The 18,598-nt window shown below is 68.9% G+C and carries 18 protein-coding genes and 1 other RNA gene; 8 read left to right on the top strand and 11 right to left on the bottom strand.

Annotation, left to right across the window (positions count from 1 at the left end):
• Positions 1-3: 3 nt before the first annotated feature.
• From AC1D1G_RS22070 to AC1D1G_RS22055, 4 genes are all read right to left on the bottom strand, one after another.
• Complete coding sequence (locus AC1D1G_RS22070; protein WP_317567660.1) at positions 4-969, bottom strand: endonuclease/exonuclease/phosphatase family protein; 966 nt, start codon at positions 967-969, stop codon at positions 4-6.
• A complete protein-coding gene (locus AC1D1G_RS22065; RefSeq protein ID WP_477953676.1) occupies positions 966-3,980 on the bottom strand; it encodes a bifunctional [glutamine synthetase] adenylyltransferase/[glutamine synthetase]-adenylyl-L-tyrosine phosphorylase in 3,015 nt (1,004 codons plus the stop codon). Before AC1D1G_RS22065 ends, AC1D1G_RS22070 begins: the two co-directional genes overlap by 4 nt.
• A gap of 8 nt (positions 3,981-3,988) precedes the next feature.
• Positions 3,989-5,329, bottom strand: a complete 1,341-nt coding sequence (glnA, locus tag AC1D1G_RS22060) for a type I glutamate--ammonia ligase (protein WP_005247775.1) — start codon at positions 5,327-5,329, stop codon at positions 3,989-3,991.
• A 116-nt stretch (positions 5,330-5,445) separates the two neighbouring features.
• Positions 5,446-7,014, bottom strand: coding sequence for an alpha/beta hydrolase (locus AC1D1G_RS22055; protein WP_283352590.1), 1,569 nt, complete (start codon positions 7,012-7,014; stop codon positions 5,446-5,448).
• 183 nt (positions 7,015-7,197) lie between these two features.
• Here AC1D1G_RS22055 and panB point away from each other — a divergent pair, with 183 nt between their 5' ends.
• The 3 genes from panB to pip are packed head-to-tail and all read left to right on the top strand — an operon-like array spanning position 7,198 to position 9,541.
• A complete protein-coding gene (panB, locus tag AC1D1G_RS22050) occupies positions 7,198-8,067 on the top strand; it encodes a 3-methyl-2-oxobutanoate hydroxymethyltransferase (RefSeq protein ID WP_477953675.1) in 870 nt (289 codons plus the stop codon).
• A 39-nt stretch (positions 8,068-8,106) separates the two neighbouring features.
• The gene (locus AC1D1G_RS22045; RefSeq protein WP_283336599.1) at positions 8,107-8,568 is read left to right on the top strand and encodes a hypothetical protein; all 462 of its coding nucleotides are present in this window, start codon (positions 8,107-8,109) and stop codon (positions 8,566-8,568) included.
• 7 nt (positions 8,569-8,575) lie between these two features.
• Positions 8,576-9,541, top strand: coding sequence for a prolyl aminopeptidase (gene pip / locus AC1D1G_RS22040; protein WP_283336598.1), 966 nt, complete (start codon positions 8,576-8,578; stop codon positions 9,539-9,541).
• 4 nt (positions 9,542-9,545) lie between these two features.
• Here the strand turns inward: pip and AC1D1G_RS22035 are convergent, their stop codons facing one another.
• Both AC1D1G_RS22035 and AC1D1G_RS22030 read right to left on the bottom strand, forming a co-directional pair.
• Positions 9,546-10,946 carry an RNB domain-containing ribonuclease gene (locus AC1D1G_RS22035; protein WP_283352591.1) on the bottom strand — a complete coding sequence of 467 codons (1,401 nt, stop codon included), beginning with the start codon at positions 10,944-10,946 and terminating at the stop codon, positions 9,546-9,548.
• 30 nt (positions 10,947-10,976) lie between these two features.
• On the bottom strand, positions 10,977-11,162 hold the full coding sequence (locus AC1D1G_RS22030; RefSeq protein WP_009473817.1) for a hypothetical protein: 186 nt from the start codon (positions 11,160-11,162) through the stop codon (positions 10,977-10,979).
• Positions 11,163-11,566: 404 nt separating this feature from the next.
• On the opposite strand from AC1D1G_RS22030, the gene AC1D1G_RS22025 reads away from it, so the two are divergent.
• Genes AC1D1G_RS22025 through AC1D1G_RS22015 form a run of 3 tightly spaced genes read left to right on the top strand, consistent with a single transcriptional unit; the run spans position 11,567 to position 13,075 of the window.
• Positions 11,567-12,013, top strand: a complete 447-nt coding sequence (locus tag AC1D1G_RS22025; protein ID WP_280784832.1) for an FAS1-like dehydratase domain-containing protein — start codon at positions 11,567-11,569, stop codon at positions 12,011-12,013.
• Positions 12,010-12,429 (top strand): MaoC/PaaZ C-terminal domain-containing protein, encoded by a 420-nt coding sequence (locus tag AC1D1G_RS22020; protein ID WP_280784833.1) that lies wholly within the window; start codon positions 12,010-12,012, stop codon positions 12,427-12,429. Before AC1D1G_RS22025 ends, AC1D1G_RS22020 begins: the two co-directional genes overlap by 4 nt.
• Positions 12,430-12,451: 22 nt before the next feature.
• The gene (locus tag AC1D1G_RS22015; RefSeq protein WP_283352592.1) at positions 12,452-13,075 is read left to right on the top strand and encodes a LysE family translocator; all 624 of its coding nucleotides are present in this window, start codon (positions 12,452-12,454) and stop codon (positions 13,073-13,075) included.
• An 8-nt stretch (positions 13,076-13,083) separates the two neighbouring features.
• Here the strand turns inward: AC1D1G_RS22015 and AC1D1G_RS22010 are convergent, their stop codons facing one another.
• Positions 13,084-13,887: an alpha/beta fold hydrolase gene (locus tag AC1D1G_RS22010; protein ID WP_477953673.1), complete on the bottom strand. Its 804-nt coding sequence runs from the start codon at positions 13,885-13,887 to the stop codon at positions 13,084-13,086.
• A gap of 196 nt (positions 13,888-14,083) precedes the next feature.
• An RNA gene (gene rnpB / locus AC1D1G_RS22005) (RNase P RNA component class A) lies at positions 14,084-14,522 on the bottom strand.
• A gap of 36 nt (positions 14,523-14,558) precedes the next feature.
• Between rnpB and AC1D1G_RS22000 the strand changes: the two genes are divergently transcribed.
• Together AC1D1G_RS22000 and AC1D1G_RS21995 are read left to right on the top strand one after the other, a co-directional pair.
• Positions 14,559-15,110, top strand: coding sequence for a DUF1697 domain-containing protein (locus tag AC1D1G_RS22000; RefSeq protein WP_477953672.1), 552 nt, complete (start codon positions 14,559-14,561; stop codon positions 15,108-15,110).
• 7 nt (positions 15,111-15,117) lie between these two features.
• On the top strand, positions 15,118-16,368 hold the full coding sequence (locus tag AC1D1G_RS21995) for an SLC13 family permease (protein WP_283352593.1): 1,251 nt from the start codon (positions 15,118-15,120) through the stop codon (positions 16,366-16,368).
• Positions 16,369-16,375: 7 nt separating this feature from the next.
• On the opposite strand, the gene AC1D1G_RS21990 is transcribed toward AC1D1G_RS21995, so the two are convergent.
• The 3 genes from AC1D1G_RS21990 to AC1D1G_RS21980 all read right to left on the bottom strand — a co-directional run.
• Positions 16,376-17,482: a bifunctional RNase H/acid phosphatase gene (locus AC1D1G_RS21990; RefSeq protein ID WP_477953670.1), complete on the bottom strand. Its 1,107-nt coding sequence runs from the start codon at positions 17,480-17,482 to the stop codon at positions 16,376-16,378.
• Positions 17,479-18,216: a zinc ribbon domain-containing protein gene (locus AC1D1G_RS21985; RefSeq protein WP_283352595.1), complete on the bottom strand. Its 738-nt coding sequence runs from the start codon at positions 18,214-18,216 to the stop codon at positions 17,479-17,481. Before AC1D1G_RS21985 ends, AC1D1G_RS21990 begins: the two co-directional genes overlap by 4 nt.
• Before the next feature lie 98 nt (positions 18,217-18,314).
• Positions 18,315-18,598, bottom strand: a 284-nt coding sequence (locus AC1D1G_RS21980; RefSeq protein ID WP_477953669.1) for a Nif3-like dinuclear metal center hexameric protein, incomplete at its 5' end; no start/stop codon positions are given.

Raw genomic sequence — 18,598 nt, 5'->3', positions numbered from 1 at the left:
CGGTCAGCTGCCGAGGTCGATCTTCGCGATCAGGCCGCGATGATCCGAACCCGTCAGCACCACCGATTCCACGGACTGCGCCTGCGCTCCGCTCGTGACGATGTGATCGATCGCGATCATCGGCGGCAACGGCTGCCGGTCGGCGGGATAGGTGTTCTGGATTCCGGCACCCACCTGGTCGGCGGCATCGCGGTAGCGTCCGGTCACGAGGTTGCGGTACTTCACGTGGTCGCGGGTGGAGTTGAAGTCGCCGCTGACGATCACGGGTCCCGAGTCGGCGGGGACGGCGTCGAGAACGGCTTTGATGCGGTCCATCTCGCGCGACCACAGCGACGGATCCGACGGCCACGGTGGAACCGGATGGAACGCATACAGTGCCGTGCTCGCACCGTCCGGAAGTCCCACCCGGGCCGACAGCGCGGACAGGACGAATTCCGAGTGGTGGACCTTGTCGGTCAGCGGGTACCGGCTCCAGATCCCGGTTCCCTCGCCGCCGCTGCCGGGCATGAGGAACGAGAACGGCAGGGTCGATTCGATTCCCGCGGCCACCAACCGGTCGACGGCCTCCGGTGTCAGTTCGTTGACGGTGAGCACGTCGACGTCGCGGTCCCGGATCTGCCGGACGAGGGAGTCGGCGTCCGCGTTGCCGAGCCAGATGTTGGCCTGCATCACCGTCAGTTCCGGCCCGGACGCCGTCACCGAACTGTTCGCGACGTACAGCGGGCCCTGCGACAGGGTGGCCACCGCGGCCACCGTCAGCGCCACGCCGAAACCGATCCAGTGCCGGGTGATTCCGAGCAACAGCACCCCGACCGCGGCAACGGCCATCAGGTACGGCGCCGCGGACGCCAGCACGAGCAGGCGCTGGTTCTGGACGTCGAGGAATCTCAGCACGACACCGCACACGCCGACGAGCACCGCGAGCCACCCGAGGGCCGTCAGTGCCCGCACCCCCCAGGTGGCGATCACTCCCCGAAGACTCTCTCCACCACAGCCTTGGCCCGTCGGGTCACCCGCAGGTAGTTGTCGAGGAACTCGCCCGCATCGCCGCCACCCCAGCCGGCGATCTGCGCGACCGCGGACAGCACCCGGCCCGAACCGGGCAGCTGATCGGTGGCCTTGCCGCGGACGAGCACGAGGCAGTTGCGCGCCTTCGTCGCGGTGATCCACGCGTCACGGAGCAATTCGACGTCGGACTCGCTGAGCAACTCGGCCGCGCCGATCGCGTCGAGCGTCTCGAGCGTCGACGTGTTGTGCAGCGACTCGATCTCGTGGGCGTGCCGGAGCTGGATCAGCTGCACGGTCCATTCGATGTCGGCGAGGCCGCCGCGCCCGAGCTTGGTGTGTGTCGCGGGGTCGGCGCCGCGCGGCAACCGCTCGGAGTCGACCCGCGCCTTGATGCGCCGGATCTCGCGGACCGCCTGCTCCGACACCCCGCCCTCCGGGTAGCGGGTCTTGTCGATCATGTGCAGGAAGCGCAGCCCCAGATCGGCGTCGCCCGCGACGTGATGCGCGCGCAGCAGCGCCTGGATCTCCCAGGCCTGCGCCCACTGCGCGTAGTAGGCCTCGTAGGACGCCAGGGTGCGCACCATCGGGCCGCTGCGGCCCTCCGGGCGCAGGCCCGTGTCGACCTCGAGCGGCGGATCGGTGCTGGGCGCGCCGAGCAGGGCCCGCACCTTGTCGCCGATGCTGTTGGCCCACTTGACGGCGACGGTCTCGTCGATCCCCTCGCGCGGCTCGCAGACGAACAGCACGTCCGCGTCGGAGCCGTAGCCGAGCTCGCCGCCGCCGAGCCGGCCCATGCCGATCACCGTGAACGTCGCGGGAGCGGGCGTGCCGAGTTCCTTCTCGCTCGCCTTGGTCACCGCCGCCAGGGCGGCATTGAGCACCGCCGCCCACACGGACGACAGCGCCTTGCACACGCCCTGCACGTCGAGCATGCCGAGGATGTCCGCGGAGGCGATACGCGCCAGCTCGTAGCGGCGCAGAGACCGCGCCGCGGCGATCGCGCGGGCCGGGTCGTCGTGGCGTGCCGACGCCGTCAGGATGCCGCGCGCGACGTCCTCCGGCTTCGACTCGAGCAGTCGCGGTCCGGCCGGCGAATCCGCGAACAGGCGCACGACGTCGGGCGCCTTGATCAGCAGGTCGGGAACGTAGGCGGAGGATCCCAGCACCGTCATCAGCCGCTMGGCGACCGACGCCTCGTCACGCAGCAGCCGGAGGAACCAGGTCTGATCGGTCATCGCGTCCGACAGCCGCCGGTACGCGAGCAGACCCGCATCGGGATCCGGGGTGTCGGCGAGCGATTCGAGCAGGGTCGGCAGCAGCAGCGCCTGGATGCGACCCTTACGGGACGCGCCGCTGGTCAGAGCGGTGAGGTGCCCGAGCGCGTTCTCCGGGGCGGTGTAACCCAGCGCCGCCAGCTGGCGGATGGCCGCGTCCGGGCTCAGCCGCAGCGCCTCCTTGTCGATGCGCGCCACCGATTCGAGCAGCGGCCGGTAGAACAACTTGGCGTGCAGCCGCCGCACGCGGTGCGAGTTGCGCTTGATCTCCGCGTTGAGAACGCCGAGCGCGTCCTTGCTGCCGTCCGGCCGCATGTGCGCCGCCCGGGCCAGCCAGCGCAGCGCCTCCTCGTCGTCGGCGGGTGGGAGGGTGTGTGTACGCCGCAGCTTCTGCAACTGCAGCCGATGCTCGAGCAACCGCAGGAACTCGTAGGACGCAGCGAGATTCGCGGCGTCGTCGCGACCCACGTAGCCGCGGGCGGCGAGAGCGGTCAGCGCGTCGATGGTGCTCTGGACGTGCAGGGCCTCGTCCGCGCGCCCGTGCACGAGTTGCAGGAGCTGGACGGCGAACTCGACGTCGCGCAGACTTCCGCGTCCCAGTTTCAGTTCGCGTTCGCGGAGTTCCGGCGGAACCATCTCCTCGACTCGGCGGCGCATCGCCTGCACCTCGGGAACGAAGTCCTCACGCTCCGACGCGGTCCACACCATCGGGCTGAGGGCGTCGACGTACTGCTGTCCGAGCGCGGCGTCGCCGATCATCGGGCGGGCCTTGAGCAGCGCCTGGAACTCCCAGGTCTTGGCCCAGCGCTTGTAGTATGCGACGTGGGATTCGAGGGTGCGGACGAGTTCCCCGCGTTTGCCCTCCGGCCGCAGCGCGGCGTCCACGTCGAAGAAGGCGGAGGAGCCGATGCGCATCATCTCGCCCGCGATCCGGCTGGCGGTGGCGTCGGCGGGTTCGGCGACGAAGACCACGTCCACGTCGCTGACGTAATTGAGTTCGCGGGCACCGCACTTGCCCATGGCGATGACGGCCAGCCGCACGGGACAGGGGGCGTCCGGGCACACGGCTGCGACGGCCACCGCGAGGGCGGCGTTCAGCGCGGCGTCCGCCAGATCGGACAGCTGATGCCCGACCGTCTGGTACGGAAGTACCGGTTCGTTCTCGACAGTCGCCGCGAGGTCGACGGCGGCGAGCAGCATCAGCTCGTCGCGGTATGTCTTGCGCAGCGCCGCGATGGCATCGGGTCCGGTGACCTTCGCCCGGTAGAGGTTGGCATCCCGGTGAGTGCCTTCCTCGGGTTCGGCCCCGACCGAGGCCATCATCGTGGCGGTCGCCTCGCTCTTCGACGGGAGCCGGACGTCGCCGGCGAGGATCTTCCACGACGCGGGATCCGCGACCAGATGGTCGCCGAACGCGCTGGACGCACCGAACAGACCGAACAGCCGGCCACGCAGGCCCTTATCGGTACGGAGCGCCGCATCGAGTTCGGCCCAGTCCTCGCCGAGCCCGTCCTTCAGGCGCACCAGGGTGCGGAGGGCGAGGTCGGCGTTCGCGGCCCGCGACAACGACCAGAGCAGTTCGATGCTGTCTTCACCGACCCACCCCAGATCGCGGAGTTCGGAAGGAGCGGTCGGCTCGACGAGACCCAGACGACCCGGACCGGGAACGGCAGAACGCGCTGCCGGAGGCTTCACCATGCTCTTGCTCACAACCCCAGATACGTCTTGAGTTCGAACGGCGTCACGTGGCTCCGGTACTCCTCCCACTCGCGACGCTTGTTGCGCAGGAAGAAGTCGAACACGTGCTCGCCGAGTGCTTCGGCCACCAACTCCGACTTCTCCATCTCGCGCAGCGCGCCGTCGAGGTTGCCGGGCAGTTCCCGGTAGCCCATGGCGCGGCGCTCGGCCGACGTCAACGCCCACACGTCGTCCTCGGCCTCCGGCGGAAGTTCGTAGCCCTTCTCGATTCCGCGTAGACCCGCGGCGAGGAGCACCGCGAACGTCAGGTACGGGTTGCAGGCCGAATCTGGGCTGCGGATCTCGACGCGACGCGACGACGCCTTGTTCGGCGTGTACATCGGGACGCGGACCAGCGCCGACCGGTTGGAGGGACCCCAGGACGCGGCGGTCGGGGCCTCGCCACCGTGGATCAGCCGCTTGTAGGAGTTCACCCACTGGTTGGTGACGGCGCTGATCTCGTTGGCGTGCTCGAGGATGCCGGCGATGAACGCCTTACCGGTCTCCGACAACTGCATCGGATCGTCCGGGTTGTGGAAGGCGTTGGTGTCGCCCTCGAACAGGCTCATGTGGGTGTGCATCGCCGAGCCGGCCTGATCGCTGAACGGCTTCGGCATGAACGTGGCGCGCACGCCCTCGGCGATCGCGACCTCCTTGACGACGTAGCGGAACGTCATCACGTTGTCGGCCATCGAGAGGGCGTCCGCGTACCGCAGGTCGATCTCCTGCTGGCCGGGGGCCGCTTCGTGGTGGCTGAACTCGACGGAGATGCCCATCGATTCGAGTGCGTCGATGGCGTGCCGGCGGAAGTTGGGAGCGGAGTCGTGGACTGCCTGGTCGAAGTAGCCGCCGGAGTCGGCGGGCTTCGGCGGCGTGCCGTCGATCGGCCCGTTCTCGAGGAGGAAGAACTCGATCTCGGGGTGCACGTAGCAGCTGAAGCCCAGATCGCTCGCCTTGTTCAGTTGACGGCGCAGCACGTGCCGCGAATCCGCCCAGGAGGGCGAACCGTCGGGCATGGCGATGTCGCAGAACATGCGGGCGGAGTGCTGATGCCCCTTGCTCGAACTCCACGGCAGCACCTGGAACGTGGACGCGTCCGGCTTTGCGACCGTGTCCGCCTCGGACACCCGGGAGAAGCCTTCGATCGCGGATCCGTCGAAGCCGATGCCCTCCTCGAAGGCACCTTCCAGTTCCGCGGGGGCGATCGCCACCGATTTCAGGTATCCGAGAACGTCCGTGAACCACAATCGGACGAACCGAATGTCGCGCTCTTCGAGGGTGCGAAGCACGAATTCCTTTTGGCGATCCATGTCCGCGAGAGTAAGCAAAGTTCGTTAAATCTGTGTTACTTCGTTGATTCGACTCTGCCGGAATCCGCATCGTGCCAGCGTGCGGGCACCTCGGTCGATCCCGTCACAGGCGTGGGTCAGCACGTCAGGTCCGCAGCCGGCGCCGCGAGGTCGACCAGATAGTCCGAAACGGCGTCGTCGACGCACGCCTCGCCGTCGAGAACGACGGTGTGCTGAGTGCCCCGGTACGTGACGAGCGAGCCGTTCATCTGCTTCGCCAGATCCACGCCCGCCTGGTACGGCGTCGCCGGATCCTCGGTCGTCGACACGACGACGACCGGCGGGATCCCGGGCGCCGACACCGTGTGCGGCGCGCCCGTGTTCGGCGCGGGCCAGAACGCGCAGACGTCCAGCGGCGCACTGCCGGTGCCCCGGCCGTCGTCGAGGAAGGGCGCCGCCTGGCGGTACCGCACATCCGCCTCCCCGACGACCACGCGGTCGGTGACCGGCGGATCGTCCATGCAGCGGATCGAGTTGAAGGCGTCGTTGAGATTCGAGTACGTGCCGTCGTCGGCGCGCCCCTCGTACAGATCGGCCAGCATCAGCAGCGAATCACCGGTCCCCGTCTGCAAGCTCTCCAGACCGCCGCGGAGCGGGCCCCACAGATTCGGCGAGTACAGGGCCTGCTGGACGCCGGTGATCGCATCGGTGTAGCTGAGTCCGCGCGGGTCGGTGGTCGCGGCCGGCTTGTCGATCAGCGGGTCGACGAGCGCCCGGAACCTCGCGTTCGCCTGCGCCGGGTCGGTGCCCAGCGGGCAGTCCGGCTGCTGCATGCAGTCCGCGGCGAACGCGTCGAACGCGGACTGGAATCCGGCCGCCTGCAGGATCACTTCCTCCGTCGGGTCCTGCTCGGGATCGAGGGCACCGTCGAGGACCATCGCGCGCACGTTGCCCGGGAACGTCTCCGCGTACGTCGAGCCGAGCCGGGTGCCGTACGAGTAGCCGAGGTAGTTGAGCTTCTCGTCACCGAGCACCGCCCGGATGACGTCCATGTCCCGCACCACGTCGTACGTGCCGACGTGCGCGAGGACGTCGACACCGGTCCGCTCCGCGCACTTGTCCGCGTACTCGCGGTTCTCGGCCTCCGTCTGTGCGATTCCGGCGGGACTCATGTCGACGTCGTCGTCCTTGCGTCTCGCGTCCACCTCCGGCGGGGTCAGGCAGGTCACCTGCGGGGTGGACGCGCCGACGCCGCGCGGATCGAAACCGATGACGTCGAACCGCTCCGCGATCTCGGTGCCGTCGGCCACGGACGCCAGCCCGATCCCCGACGCCCCCGGGCCACCGGGGTTCACGAGCAGCGATCCGACCTTGTCGCCGGTCGCCTTCGACCGGGACACGGCGATCTGAGCGGTGGCGCCCCCGGGGTTCGCGTAGTCGTTCGGCACGGTCACCTTCGCGCAGTCGAGAGTGTCGCCGAGTGGAGACCCGTCCGTGCTGTACCCCTCGCACGAACCCCACTGCACCTGCTGCGTGTAGAACTCCTCGAGCCCCGCCGGGATCGGTCCGGCCGGAGCCGCCGCGGCCGCCGACGGTTCGGCGACGGCCTCACCGGCGTCCCGACCGCCTCCCGCACAGCCTGCGACGACAAGGACGACGGCGATGCACCCCGCGAACGCGGCCGGTACCCGAGCACTCTTCGACATAGGACGATCGTGCCAGGGGTTCCACGCCGGCAGTCCTTCCCGCAGGTCAGAGGACAGTCAGGGGGTGTGACCTATCGCACCCGCGCGAGCCCTTCGCTCCCCCGCGGGCCGGTGGCAGACTGTAGGCGTCATCACCCGCACCCGGGGACCCGTCAAGGGCCTCGAGGCCAGAAAGGGACAACGATGTCCGATAGCAAGTCGTCCGCGAGCACGTCAGAAGATCGGCTCTACGGATCAGCACCATCGCACGACGTTCCCAAGCGCAAGACCCGAACCCACCACCTGCAGGCCATGAAGGCCGAGGGTGAACGCTGGGCGATGCTCACCGCCTACGACTACTCCAGCGCCCGCATCTTCGAGGAAGCCGGGATTCCCGTTCTCCTCGTCGGCGATTCGGCCGCCAACGTCGTCTACGGATACGAGACCACCGTCCCGGTCACGATCGACGAACTCCTCCCCCTCGTTCGCGGCGTCGTCCGCGGTGCGCCGCACRCTCTCGTGGTGGCGGATCTCCCGTTCGGCAGCTACGAAAGCTCCCCGGAGCAGGCCCTCGCGTCCGCGACCCGGTTCATGAAGGAGGGGCTGGCGCACGCGGTCAAGCTCGAGGGCGGCGAGCGCGTCGCGCCGCAGATCGCCGCCATCACCGCGGCAGGCATCCCCGTCATGGCCCACGTCGGGTTCACCCCGCAGAGCGTGAACTCGCTCGGCGGTTTCCGCGTGCAGGGCCGCGGTGACGCCGCCGAGCAGTTGGTCGCCGACGCGATCGCCGTGCAGGAGGCCGGCGCGTTCTCCGTCGTCATGGAGATGGTGCCCGCCGAGATCGCAGGCCAGGTCACCCGCAAGCTCACCATCCCCACCGTGGGCATCGGAGCGGGCGTCGAGTGTGACGCCCAGGTCCTCGTGTGGCAGGACATGGCCGGCTACACCAGCGGCAAGACGGCGAAGTTCGTCAAGCGCTTCGGTAACGTCGGTGACGAGTTGCGTGACGCGGCCGCCGCATACGCGACCGAGGTACGCGCCGGAACGTTCCCGGCGGAAGAGCACAGCTTCTAGGTCGTCCTCGACTCACCGGGCCGGCACACACTCGAGGGGATGTTCATGGGACAGCGACACGTGCACGGCACCGGACGGCGTCACCGCCTGGCCGTGATGGCGGCCGGGACGGTGGCGGCCGCGGCGGTCGTCACGGGGTGCGCCGGCCCCGGCCCCGCACCCGCCCCCGGAAGCACCGCACCCCCGGCACCGGCCACCACGGTGGTTCCCGGCACCGCCCTCGTGCCAGGTGGCGTCACCGAGGCGCAGGCCGCCCAGCTGTGCACCGACCTCGAAGGTCAGTTGCAGAGCTGGCGCACCTACACCCCGACCATCGGCAAGACCGGGTTGAACGGTCTCGTCGGCACCTGGATCGCGCAGAACAACCTCGACGCGCTCGATTTCCTGCAGGACCGGGGCCGGATCGACGTGATCACGACGGCGGCCTGCCCCGGCATCCGGCAGGAGGCGGTAACCGCGCTGGAGATCCCCGATCTGGCGTCCGGCCTGATCGGGTTCTGAGGCCGACGTGACCCAGCTGCGCACCTTGTACCCGCCGCTCGAGCCGTACCAGTTCGGGCATCTGGACGTCGGCGACGGACAGCAGATGTACTGGGAGCAGAGCGGCAACCCCGACGGGAAGCCGGTGGTGTTCCTCCACGGCGGGCCCGGGGGCGGCACCGATCCTGCGCAACGACAGTTCTTCGACCCGCAGGTGTACCGGATCGTACTGCTCGACCAGCGCGGATGCGGTCGTTCCACACCCCACGTCGCCGATGGGGCGGATCTGTCGGTCAACACCACCGACCGTCTCCTCGGCGATGTGGAGTTGCTGCGCACCCATCTCGGCATCGACCGGTGGCAGGTCTTCGGCGGGTCGTGGGGCTCCACACTGGCTCTCGCCTACGCCCAGAAGCATCCCGACCGGGTCACCGAGCTGGTGCTGCGGGGGATCTTCCTGCTGCGCCGCAGCGAGATCGACTGGTACTACAACGGCGGCGCCGGACACCTGTTCCCCGAACTGTGGGAGGAGTTCCTGGCGCCGGTGCCGGAATCGGAGCGGGGTGGCGACCTCGTCGAGGCCTACCACCGGCTCCTGCACTCCGACGATCCCGACGTCGCGACGCGGGCCGCGGTCGCGTGGTCCACGTGGGAGGGTGCGACGAGTTCACTGCTCCCCAAACCGGAACGGGTGGTGGAGACGTCCCAGCCGAGGTTCGCGCTGGCCTTCGCCCGCATCGAGAACCACTACTTCCACAACCGCGGGTTCCTGGACGAGGGTCAGCTTCTCCGGGACGCCGCCGCACTGGACGGCATTCCGGGCGTGATCGTGCAGGGCCGCTACGACGTGGTGTGCCCCGCGACCAGTGCGTTGGCGCTGCACCGGGCCTGGCCGGATTCGCGGCTCGAGATCGTCGACGACGCGGGACACTCCGCGATGGAACCGGGCATCGTGCATCACCTCGTCGAGGCAACGGACCGGTTCCGCGACTGACCCGCTATGCGGGGTAACCGAACTCGACGGTCCGCTTCGCGACGTCGGCGGACACGAGCCTGATCTTCACCTGTTCGCCCTCGGCCGGGTCGCCCACGCATTTCGCCATCACGGACACGGACGGGACGAACACGTCCGCGGTGCGCTTGCCGTTCCGTGACCGCAGCACGGTCGCGTCGAACGTCTCCCCCACCCGGTCGGCGAGCACGGTCGCTTCGGTGAGGTCGATGCAGGCACGGTCGATCTTGCTCGCGAGGGAATCCGAGCCGACCATGATCTCGGGCATCGAGCCCAGCGCTTCCCGCGCCCAGGACGGCACCGGCATTCCGGCGGTGACGGCGAGGCACACCTCCGTGGAATACCGGTCCGAGAGCCGGCGCAGCGGCGCGGTCACGTGGGCGTACGGGGCACCGATGGCAGCGTGCGTGGTCAATTCGGGCAGGGCGCCGTCGAACGCCGCGTAATCCGCCCCCCGCAGCAGTGACGGCGCCTCGGTCATCAGCACCAGCGTCGACGCCGAATTCGGGTCGAGCCGCGCCAGGAGTTCCCCGACACCGACGCTCTCCGGCCAGTCGATCCCCAACGCCGACGCCGTGCGTCGCAGCGCCTCGACCGCGTCCGGCCCGGCGGGCGGCAGCGTGCGGAGCAACCCGACCTTCGCGTCGAGCATCATGGCCGCGGCGCACATTCCGGTGAGGAGCGAAACCTCGGCGTTCCAGTCGTCCGCCTCGGTGCGAGGCGCGAGGTCGACGCGCCAGCCGTCCCCGTCCGGCACCACTTCCTGCTCGGGGAGACGGAGTTCGATCGCGCCGCGCGCCACCGCCGCCGCGGTGCGGAGCCGGCCGAACTCCGGCAGCGACGCGATCGACGGATGCAGTCGCCCCGCCTCCGCATCGGCCTGCACACCGGCGTAGTCCAGCCGCGCCACGGAACGGACCGTGGCACGGGACACCGTGCAGGACACCGGTTCGGCCGATTCGTCCAGTTCGATCCGCCACACCACCGCCGGGCGATCCTCGTCCGGGAGGAGACTCGCGGATCCTTCGGAGAGTTCCTGCGGGTGCAACGGAACCTTGCCGTCGGGAAGGTAGAACGTCTGCCCGCGTTTGCGGGTCTCCACGTCGAGCACCCCACCGGGCTCCACGACGGCGCCGACGTCCGCGATCGCGTAGTGCAGGACGAATCCGTCGGGTGTCCGCTCCAGATGCAGCGCCTGATCGAGATCCAGGGAATCGGGCGGATCGATGGTGACGAACGCGAGATCGGTGCGGTCCTCCCGCTCGGACGCGTACCGGTCGGACGCCGCCCGCGCCTGCGCGACCGCCGCTGGCGGATACCCCTCCGGCAGGTGGAATTCGGTGCGCACGGTGCCGAAATCGATTCCGCGCGCAAGGAAACGACTCATCGGCACCTCACGCACACCCTTTCCGCAACGCTAGTTGTTCCACTCCTCGTCTGCCCTGTCCGCCGCCTTGTTCCGCTCGGCGGCGATCTGCAGCGCCTTCTCGGCGGACGCGCGATCGGGGTACGGCCCCATCCGGGACATCGACGATGCCGCCTTCCCCTGCGTGACCGTGCCGTCGTCGACGTTGTAGTACCAGAGATGATCTTCGTCAGTCATTCCCTCAGTGTGGCACCGGTGGGACGTGTGGGGTTGTGGATCACGCTCAGACTGTTACCCTCGGAGACCTGTCCGGTGATACGGTCCCCGGCGCCGGTCAGTGCGGTGCCGATGGCTCGCCTTCCCGGCGCAGTGCCCGAACAGAGAATGGAGCGAGCATGTCAACGATCATTTTTGATCAGCTACTTCCCTACCTCGGTGCCGAAGGCGCCACCTATTGGGCCCAACTGCTGATGGTCGATCCCGTCTGACGGCTATCGATCAGTCGATACCTCGAAGCCCCCGCCCGGACACGTCCGGCGGGGGCTTCGCCGTGAAGGGGCAGGCACGCCCGCGACACATTCGTGACGTTTCTCCGAACGCTTCGCCCTGCCCAGGGGACTGCACGTCTCTAGGCTGACCTGATGGCAGTGAATCCAGCGATCGAGGGTCGTGTCTACCCACCGACCGAGCCCTACCTCGTCGGCCGCGAGAAGATCAGGGAATTCGCCCGCGCCGTCTTCGCCACCAACCCGACGTCGTTCGACGTCGACAGTGCCCGCGCCGCCGGTCACACCGATCTCGTTGCCCCGCCCACGTTTCCCGTCATCGTGCAGGAACGTGCACTGGCGCAACTCGTCGCGGATCCGACGTCGGGAATCGAGCCGGTCAACCTGGTGCACAGCACCGAACACGCCACGTCCGTCCGCCCTGTCATCGCGGGCGACGAACTCTCCGCGGTACTCACCGTCACGAACGTGACGTCGCGCGGTCCGCACACGCTGCTCGTCGCCGACATCGAGATCCTCGACGCCACAGGCGATCACGTGAGCACCATGACGTCGACCCTGTTCGTCAGGGGGGAGGAATGACGTCCCCGGGGCGAATCATGCTCGGCGACACCGTCGCCAAATCCCGATACCACGTGACCCGCGAATCCCTGGTCCGCTATGCCGGGGCGTCCGGTGACTTCAACTCCATTCACTACCGGGACGACGTCGCGGACGCCGTGGGACTGCCGGGTGTGCTGGCGCACGGCATGCTGACGCTGGGACTGGCGACGCAGTGCGTCGTCGACTGGCTCGGCGACCCGGCACGCATCACCGGATACCGCGCCCGCTTCACCAAGCCGGTGATCGTCGCCCCGGACGAGGGTGCGGTCGTCGAGGTCGTCGCGAAGGCCGCTCAGGTCGACGAGGCCGCGGGCACCGCGCGGATCGACCTGACGGTGACGTTCGACGGACACGCGGTGCTCGGCAAGTCGCAGGTGTGGATTTCACTGCGCTGAGCGCGCCCGACATACTGACCCCATGATCGGTGTCGTGGTGACCGCGTTCGCAGTGCTCGGGCTCCTGACCGTCATTCCCGGCCCGGACATGGCGGTGGTGACGCGCGCCGGACTGTCCGGTGGACGGGGCGCCGCGCTGCGGGCGACATTCGGTGTGGTCGCCGGATTGATGGTGTGGGGCGCGCTGACCGTCGTCGGGCTCGGAGCGGTGCTCGCCGCCTCCGCGGAGGCGTACACCGTCGTGAAGATCGTCGGCGGGATGTACCTGGTGTATCTGGGACTCTCCACCCTCTGGCGCAGCCGGTCGCGACAACGCACCGCCGCGGCCGAACCGGCACCCGTTCCGTCGCCGGGATCGAATTGGCGGGCCGGGTTCCTGACGAACCTCCTGAACCCCAAGATCGCGGTGTTCTACACCGGCCTGCTCCCGCAACTCGTTCCGCCCGGGTGGCCGACCGCCCCGACCCTGGCGTTGCTCGTGCTGGTTCACGGGCTCCTCGGGATCGCCTGGCTCGGCGCGTACAGCCTCCTGCTGACCCGGGCGCGCACCACGCTGGAGAAGCCGTCGGTGCGACGGGTCCTGGATCGGATCACCGGAACGGTCCTGTTCGGTTTCGGCGCCGTCGTCGTCGCCGAAGCGCGGTAGGGCCGAGGTCAGTTCCGGGAGTCGCCGGCATTCGCCGAACTGCCGCCGAGCAGAATCGTGCCGATCAGATTCGGGTCGTCGGTCATCGGGACGTGCCCGATGCCGGGCAGGACCAGTATCCGCGCCTGCGGGAAGAATCGGCGCACGCGTCGTGCCTGATACACCGGCAGAATCAGGTCGCGCCGCCCCCATGCCACGGTGACGGGAACCGTCGCGTCGACGACCGGCGGGAGATCGARCTTGGCTGTCATCCCCTTGTCGACCAGTGCGTTCGTGGTGAGCGAGTGCGTGTCGATCACGGCGTCCTCGTACGGTACCCGGCTGGGCCGGGCAAAGAAGGCGGCGAGCGAGGGATAACGGACGGCCTTGTATCGCAGAGCCTTCGGAGCGTTCGGACCCATCGCCCGGGCGAGTCCGCGCAGGGCACGGAACGTGTAGATGGTGCGTGCCTGGTCGGCGTGGTTGACGAAGAAGCCGGCCGGTGAGAGGGCCGTGGCCGAGGCGACCTCTCCCCGGGCCGCGAGAGCGAGGGACAGCCAGCCTCCGAGCGAGTTCCCCGCGACGTGCGGGCGTTCCCCGGCCGGCGTCACCGAGCGGACGAACCCGCTCAGTTCCTCGAGGAGTTGATCCATCATGTCCGGGCCGTCTTCGAGTGCGGCCGATTCTCCGTGCCCCGGAAGGTCGACGGTGACCACCCGGCGGTAGGGCGTCAACTGGTCCAGGAGGGCGTTCCAGGCCTGCCGGCGATGCACCACCCCGTGCACGAGTACCAGGGTGGGGCCGGAGCCGGCGATGTCGTGGGGCAAGTCCATGGACAGATGTTACCGCTATCACGAGTAACATCTATTGCCCCCGATAGTGGGGCCCCATCGCCCACGGTCGTGGGCGACGGGCCCCGACATCGACCCCGATTCGGGTCGGTCGGGCCGATGCGGGAAAGATGCTAACCGGTCTGTTTGTTACTCGCCAGTCGGATTCCCGACCTCGCCGACCGGCGCACGAGTGAAGCGGACGAGTTGGCGTGTAAGCCGGATCCTGTCCCCGAGCGCCGAAGCGCCGGGTGGCGACCATCCATCTGGGCACACCGTCGCCGGGTACCTCGAGCGGTTCACCCGCAGGCTCGGGCGAGCAGCCCTCGAACACCTGCGCAGCCGCACCGGGATCCCGGAGGAAACGGTGCGGCCTTCAACCTTGCTCCGGGCGGGGTTTACCTAGCCACCCCGGTCACCCGGGGTGCTGGTGCGCTCTTACCGCACCGTTTCACCCTGACCGACGCCGCACCCCGGAGGATGTGGCGTCGGCGGTCTGTTTTCTGTGGCACTGTCCCGCGAGTCACCTCGGGTTGCCGTTAACAACCGCCCTGCTCTGTGGAGTCCGGACTTTCCTCGACTCAGGGCCTGTGCACTGAAGTGCTGGTTCCCTGTGCCGCGGTCGCCCGGCCAACTCGTCCGCCCGATCAGCCTACAGTCCGTGCGAACGTGTCATGCCGCCGCACTATGGTCTGTTCATGACCCGATACGCCGCCCTCCTGCGCGGTATCAATGTGGGCGGCATCAACATCAAGATGGCCGACCTCCGCAGCACCTTCGTCGATCTGGGATTCGAGAACGTGAAGACCGTTCTCGCGTCGGGCAACGTGCTCTTCGATTCCGACCGTGACGACGTCCCCGCACTGAAGAGTGAGATCGAAGCCGGGCTGCGTGCCGAATTCCACTACGAAGCCTGGGTTTTCGTCCTCGACCTCGACACGGTCCGGAAGATCGTCGACGACTACCCGTTCGACCCCGAGCGAGAAGGATGGCACCCGTACGTGCTGGTGACGCCCGAACGCGAGGTCCTGGACACACTTCTGAGCATCCAGGACGAGCTGGATCCGGAGGTCGAACGGGTGCAGGCCGGCGACGGCGTCCTGTACTGGGAAGTCGAACGGGGCATGACGCTCAAGAGCAGGTTCGGCAAGAGCACGGGCGCTCCCAAGCTCAAGGCGTTCACCACGACCCGGAATCTGCGCACCCTCCACAAGCTCCTGAAGTGACCCCTCGGTGACAGTTCTGGCGGTGGCGCTGGTCGCCGGAGTCCTCGTCTTCGCCGTCGTACGCCCACGCAGGCTGCCCGAGATCGTCGCGGCCGCACCGGCTGCGGTCGTCGTCCTGGCCACCGGCCTGGTGACGCCGTCGGAGGCCTGGGACGAAGTGTCGGAGATGGCCCCGACCGTCGGGTTCCTGGCGGCGATCCTCGTGCTTGCGCACCTCGCGGACGCCATGGGGGTGTTCACCTGGATCGCGGGCCGGTTGCGGCGCGGGGCGCGGGGGGATCCGAAGAGGTTGCTGACACTCGTGTTCGGAGCGGCGGCGTTGACCACCGCGGTGCTGAGTCTCGATGCCACGGTGGTCCTGCTGACACCGGCGGTGATCGCCACGGCCCGCTCCCTGCGAATGGATCCGCGCCCCCACTCGTACGCCACGGCTCACCTGTCGAACACCGCGTCGACCCTGCTGCCCGTGTCCAACCTGACGAACCTCATCGCGTTCTCGGCGACCGGGTTGACCTTCCTGCATTTCACGGCCGTGATGGCCCTGCCGTGGGCGGTGGCGATCGTCGTCGAACTGATCCTGTTCCGCGTGTTCTTCCGGCGTCACCTCGTCCGGCCCGAAGCCGAGCCGGAGCCGAAACGTGATCCGCAGGCGCCGGTCGCCGCACTGTCGATCATCGCGGCCACACTCCTGGGGTTCGCGGTGTCCGGCTTCGTCGGGGTCGCACCGGCGTGGGTGGCCGCGGCGGGGGCGATCGTGCTGGGCGTCGTCGCCCTGCGCGACGGCCGGACCAGCGTGAGACGGATCGTGTATTCGATCGACGTGTGGTTCTGCGCGTTCGTCCTGATCCTCGGCGTCGTCGTGGCCGGGGTGGCGAACGGTCCGATCGGCGAATGGATCGCCGGGCGGCTGCCGACCGACACGTCGTTCACGGCGCTGCTCACGATGGCCGTCGTCGCCGCGGTCGCGGCGAACCTGGTGAACAATCTGCCCGCCACGCTGCTCCTGCTGGCAGCGCTCGGACCGCACGCTCCGACGGGACTCGTGCTGGCGATGCTGCTCGGTGTGAACCTCGGCCCCAACCTCACCTACGTGGGGTCGCTCGCGATCATGCTGTGGCGGCGCGTGGCCGCGCGAGCCGGATCTCCCGCGGATCTCCGGACGTTCACGGTTCTCGCGCTGGTGACCACGCCGTTGACCCTGCTCGCCGCGGTCGTTGCCCTCTGGGCCTGTGAGTACTTGTTAACCGCGGGCGGTTAACAAGTACTCACAGGTGGGAGGTGTCGTTGACCAGGCGGACGGACGAGCCGCCGTCGGGATAGAACTCGGCGATGCTCAGCGACGCCAGATCCAGATGCAACCGGTACAGCAGCGAGGGTCCCGCGTCGAGCGCCAACTGCAACAGGGTCTTGATGGGGGTCACATGGGTGACCACGAGGATCGTGGAGCCGGCGTAGGAGGCGGTGAGGTCGTCGCGGACCTTCAGGATGCGCTCCCGCACCTCGTCGAAGCTCTCCCCCGCGGGCGGGCACACCGACGTGTCCGACAACCACTTGCGGTGCAGTTCGGGGTCGCGCTCGGCAGCTTCCCGGAACGTGAGGCCCTCCCACTCGCCGAAGTCGGTTTCGGTGAGGCCCTCGTGCACGGTGACCGGGAGTCCGAGCACCTTCGCCGCCGCCGTCGCGGTCTGCTGCGCGCGCCCCAGCGGGGACGACACCACGGCCGCGATTCCGTTGTTGCCCGCGAAGCGGGCGGCCGCGCCGTTCGCCTGGGCCTGACCGACCTCGGTGAGGGCCGGGTTCCCGCGACCCGAGTACCGCCGGTCGACGGACAGCGCGGTCTGCCCGTGCCGGAGCAGCAGCATCCGGGTCGGGGCGCCCGTCGTGTCCATCCAGCCCGGTGCCGCGGGGGTGGTCTTCTCCGACGGGACGGCAGCCGGTTCCGGTTCGACGTCGGCATTGCCGGCGGCGGCGTCCATGGCTTCGTTGGCGAGGCGGTCGGCGTGCGCGTTCTCCGCCCGCGGAATCCAGGTGTACGTCACAGAATCGAATTTCCGGGCGAGTGTGGACGCCTGGCGCTGCAGCGGAATCATGTCCGGGTGCTTGACCTTCCAGCGCCCGGACATCTGCTCGACCACCAGTTTGGAGTCCATCCGCACGTCCACCTCGGATGCGCCGAGTTCGGCGGCGGCGTCGAGACCGGCGATCAGGCCCCGGTACTCGGCGACGTTGTTGGTGGCGATCCCGAGGCTTTCCTTGCGTTCCGCGAGAAYGGTGCCGTTGGCGGCGTCGAACACCACGGCGCCGTAGCCGGCCGGCCCGGGATTGCCGCGCGAACCACCGTCTGCCTCGACGACGACCCGACCGGCACTCACAGACCCGACTCCTTGGTGCGCACCAGGATCGCGCCGCATTCGGAGCAGCGCACGACGACGTCGGGCGCCGAGGCGGTGATGCGGGAGATCTCGCCGCGGTCGAGTTCGATGCGGCACGCTCCGCAGCGCCGGGCCTGCAGCAGTGCCGCTCCGACACCGTTCTGGCTGCGCTGCTTCTCGTAGACGGCGATCAGGTCGGCGGGAAACTGGTCGGCCAGCGCCGTGCGGTCGCGGATGCAGCGCTGCTCGGCGGCGTCCAGATCCGCGACGGCGTCGTCCCGGCGGCGGCCGGCGTCGATGAGGTCTTCCTCGATCTGCGACAGCTGCGCACCGGCGTGGTCGTGGTCGGACTGCGACGCCTCGCGCCGTTCCATCACCTCGAGCAATTCGTCCTCGAGCAGTCCCTGACGGCGGACGAGGCTGCCGAGTTCGTGTTCGAGTTCGGTGAGCTGCTTCGATCCGACCGTTCCGCTCTGGAGCAGCGTGCGGTCGCGGTCCTCGCGCTGACGGACGGCGTCGACCTCACCTTCGAGCTTGCGGATGTCGCGGTCGAGATCGTCGAGGACGATTTCGACGGCCACTGCCGCGTCCTTACGGGTGACGCGCTCCGCCTCGAGCCGCTCGACTTCCTGGCGCTCCGGAAGCGCGGTGCGTCGGTGGGCGATCCTCGACAGCTCCGCATCGACGCCGGCGAGGTCGAGAAGCTTGGACTGCACCTGTGGTTCGACGTTCACGCGTGGTAACTCCTGCTGTCTTCTGTGAAGGGTTCTGGTGTGCAGATTGCTGGGTGTCAACCGTACCCCGGCGGATCACGGGTTTCGGCCGGACGGCGCTACGACGGCGACGCGCTGACCGACCACGGATCGGTCCGTACGGCCGACACCCGAACCTGCCATTCCGGTGTGCGGCCGAACGCGGTGTCGAGGACGCCCTTGGCCTGGTCACACCACGGCTGCTCGCTCGCCCAGTGCGCGACGTCGATCAGGGCCGGACCTCCGGCGCGCAGGTGCTCGTCCGCAGGGTGGTGTCGCAGATCGGCGGTGACGTAGGCGTCCACGCCGAGTCGGGAGACGGCGTCCAGGTACGAGTCGCCGGAGCCGCCGCACACCGCGACGG

This window comes from Rhodococcus sp. P3_B8, from assembly GCF_056402775.1.
This window is presented reverse-complemented; position numbering and strand designations above follow the sequence as displayed.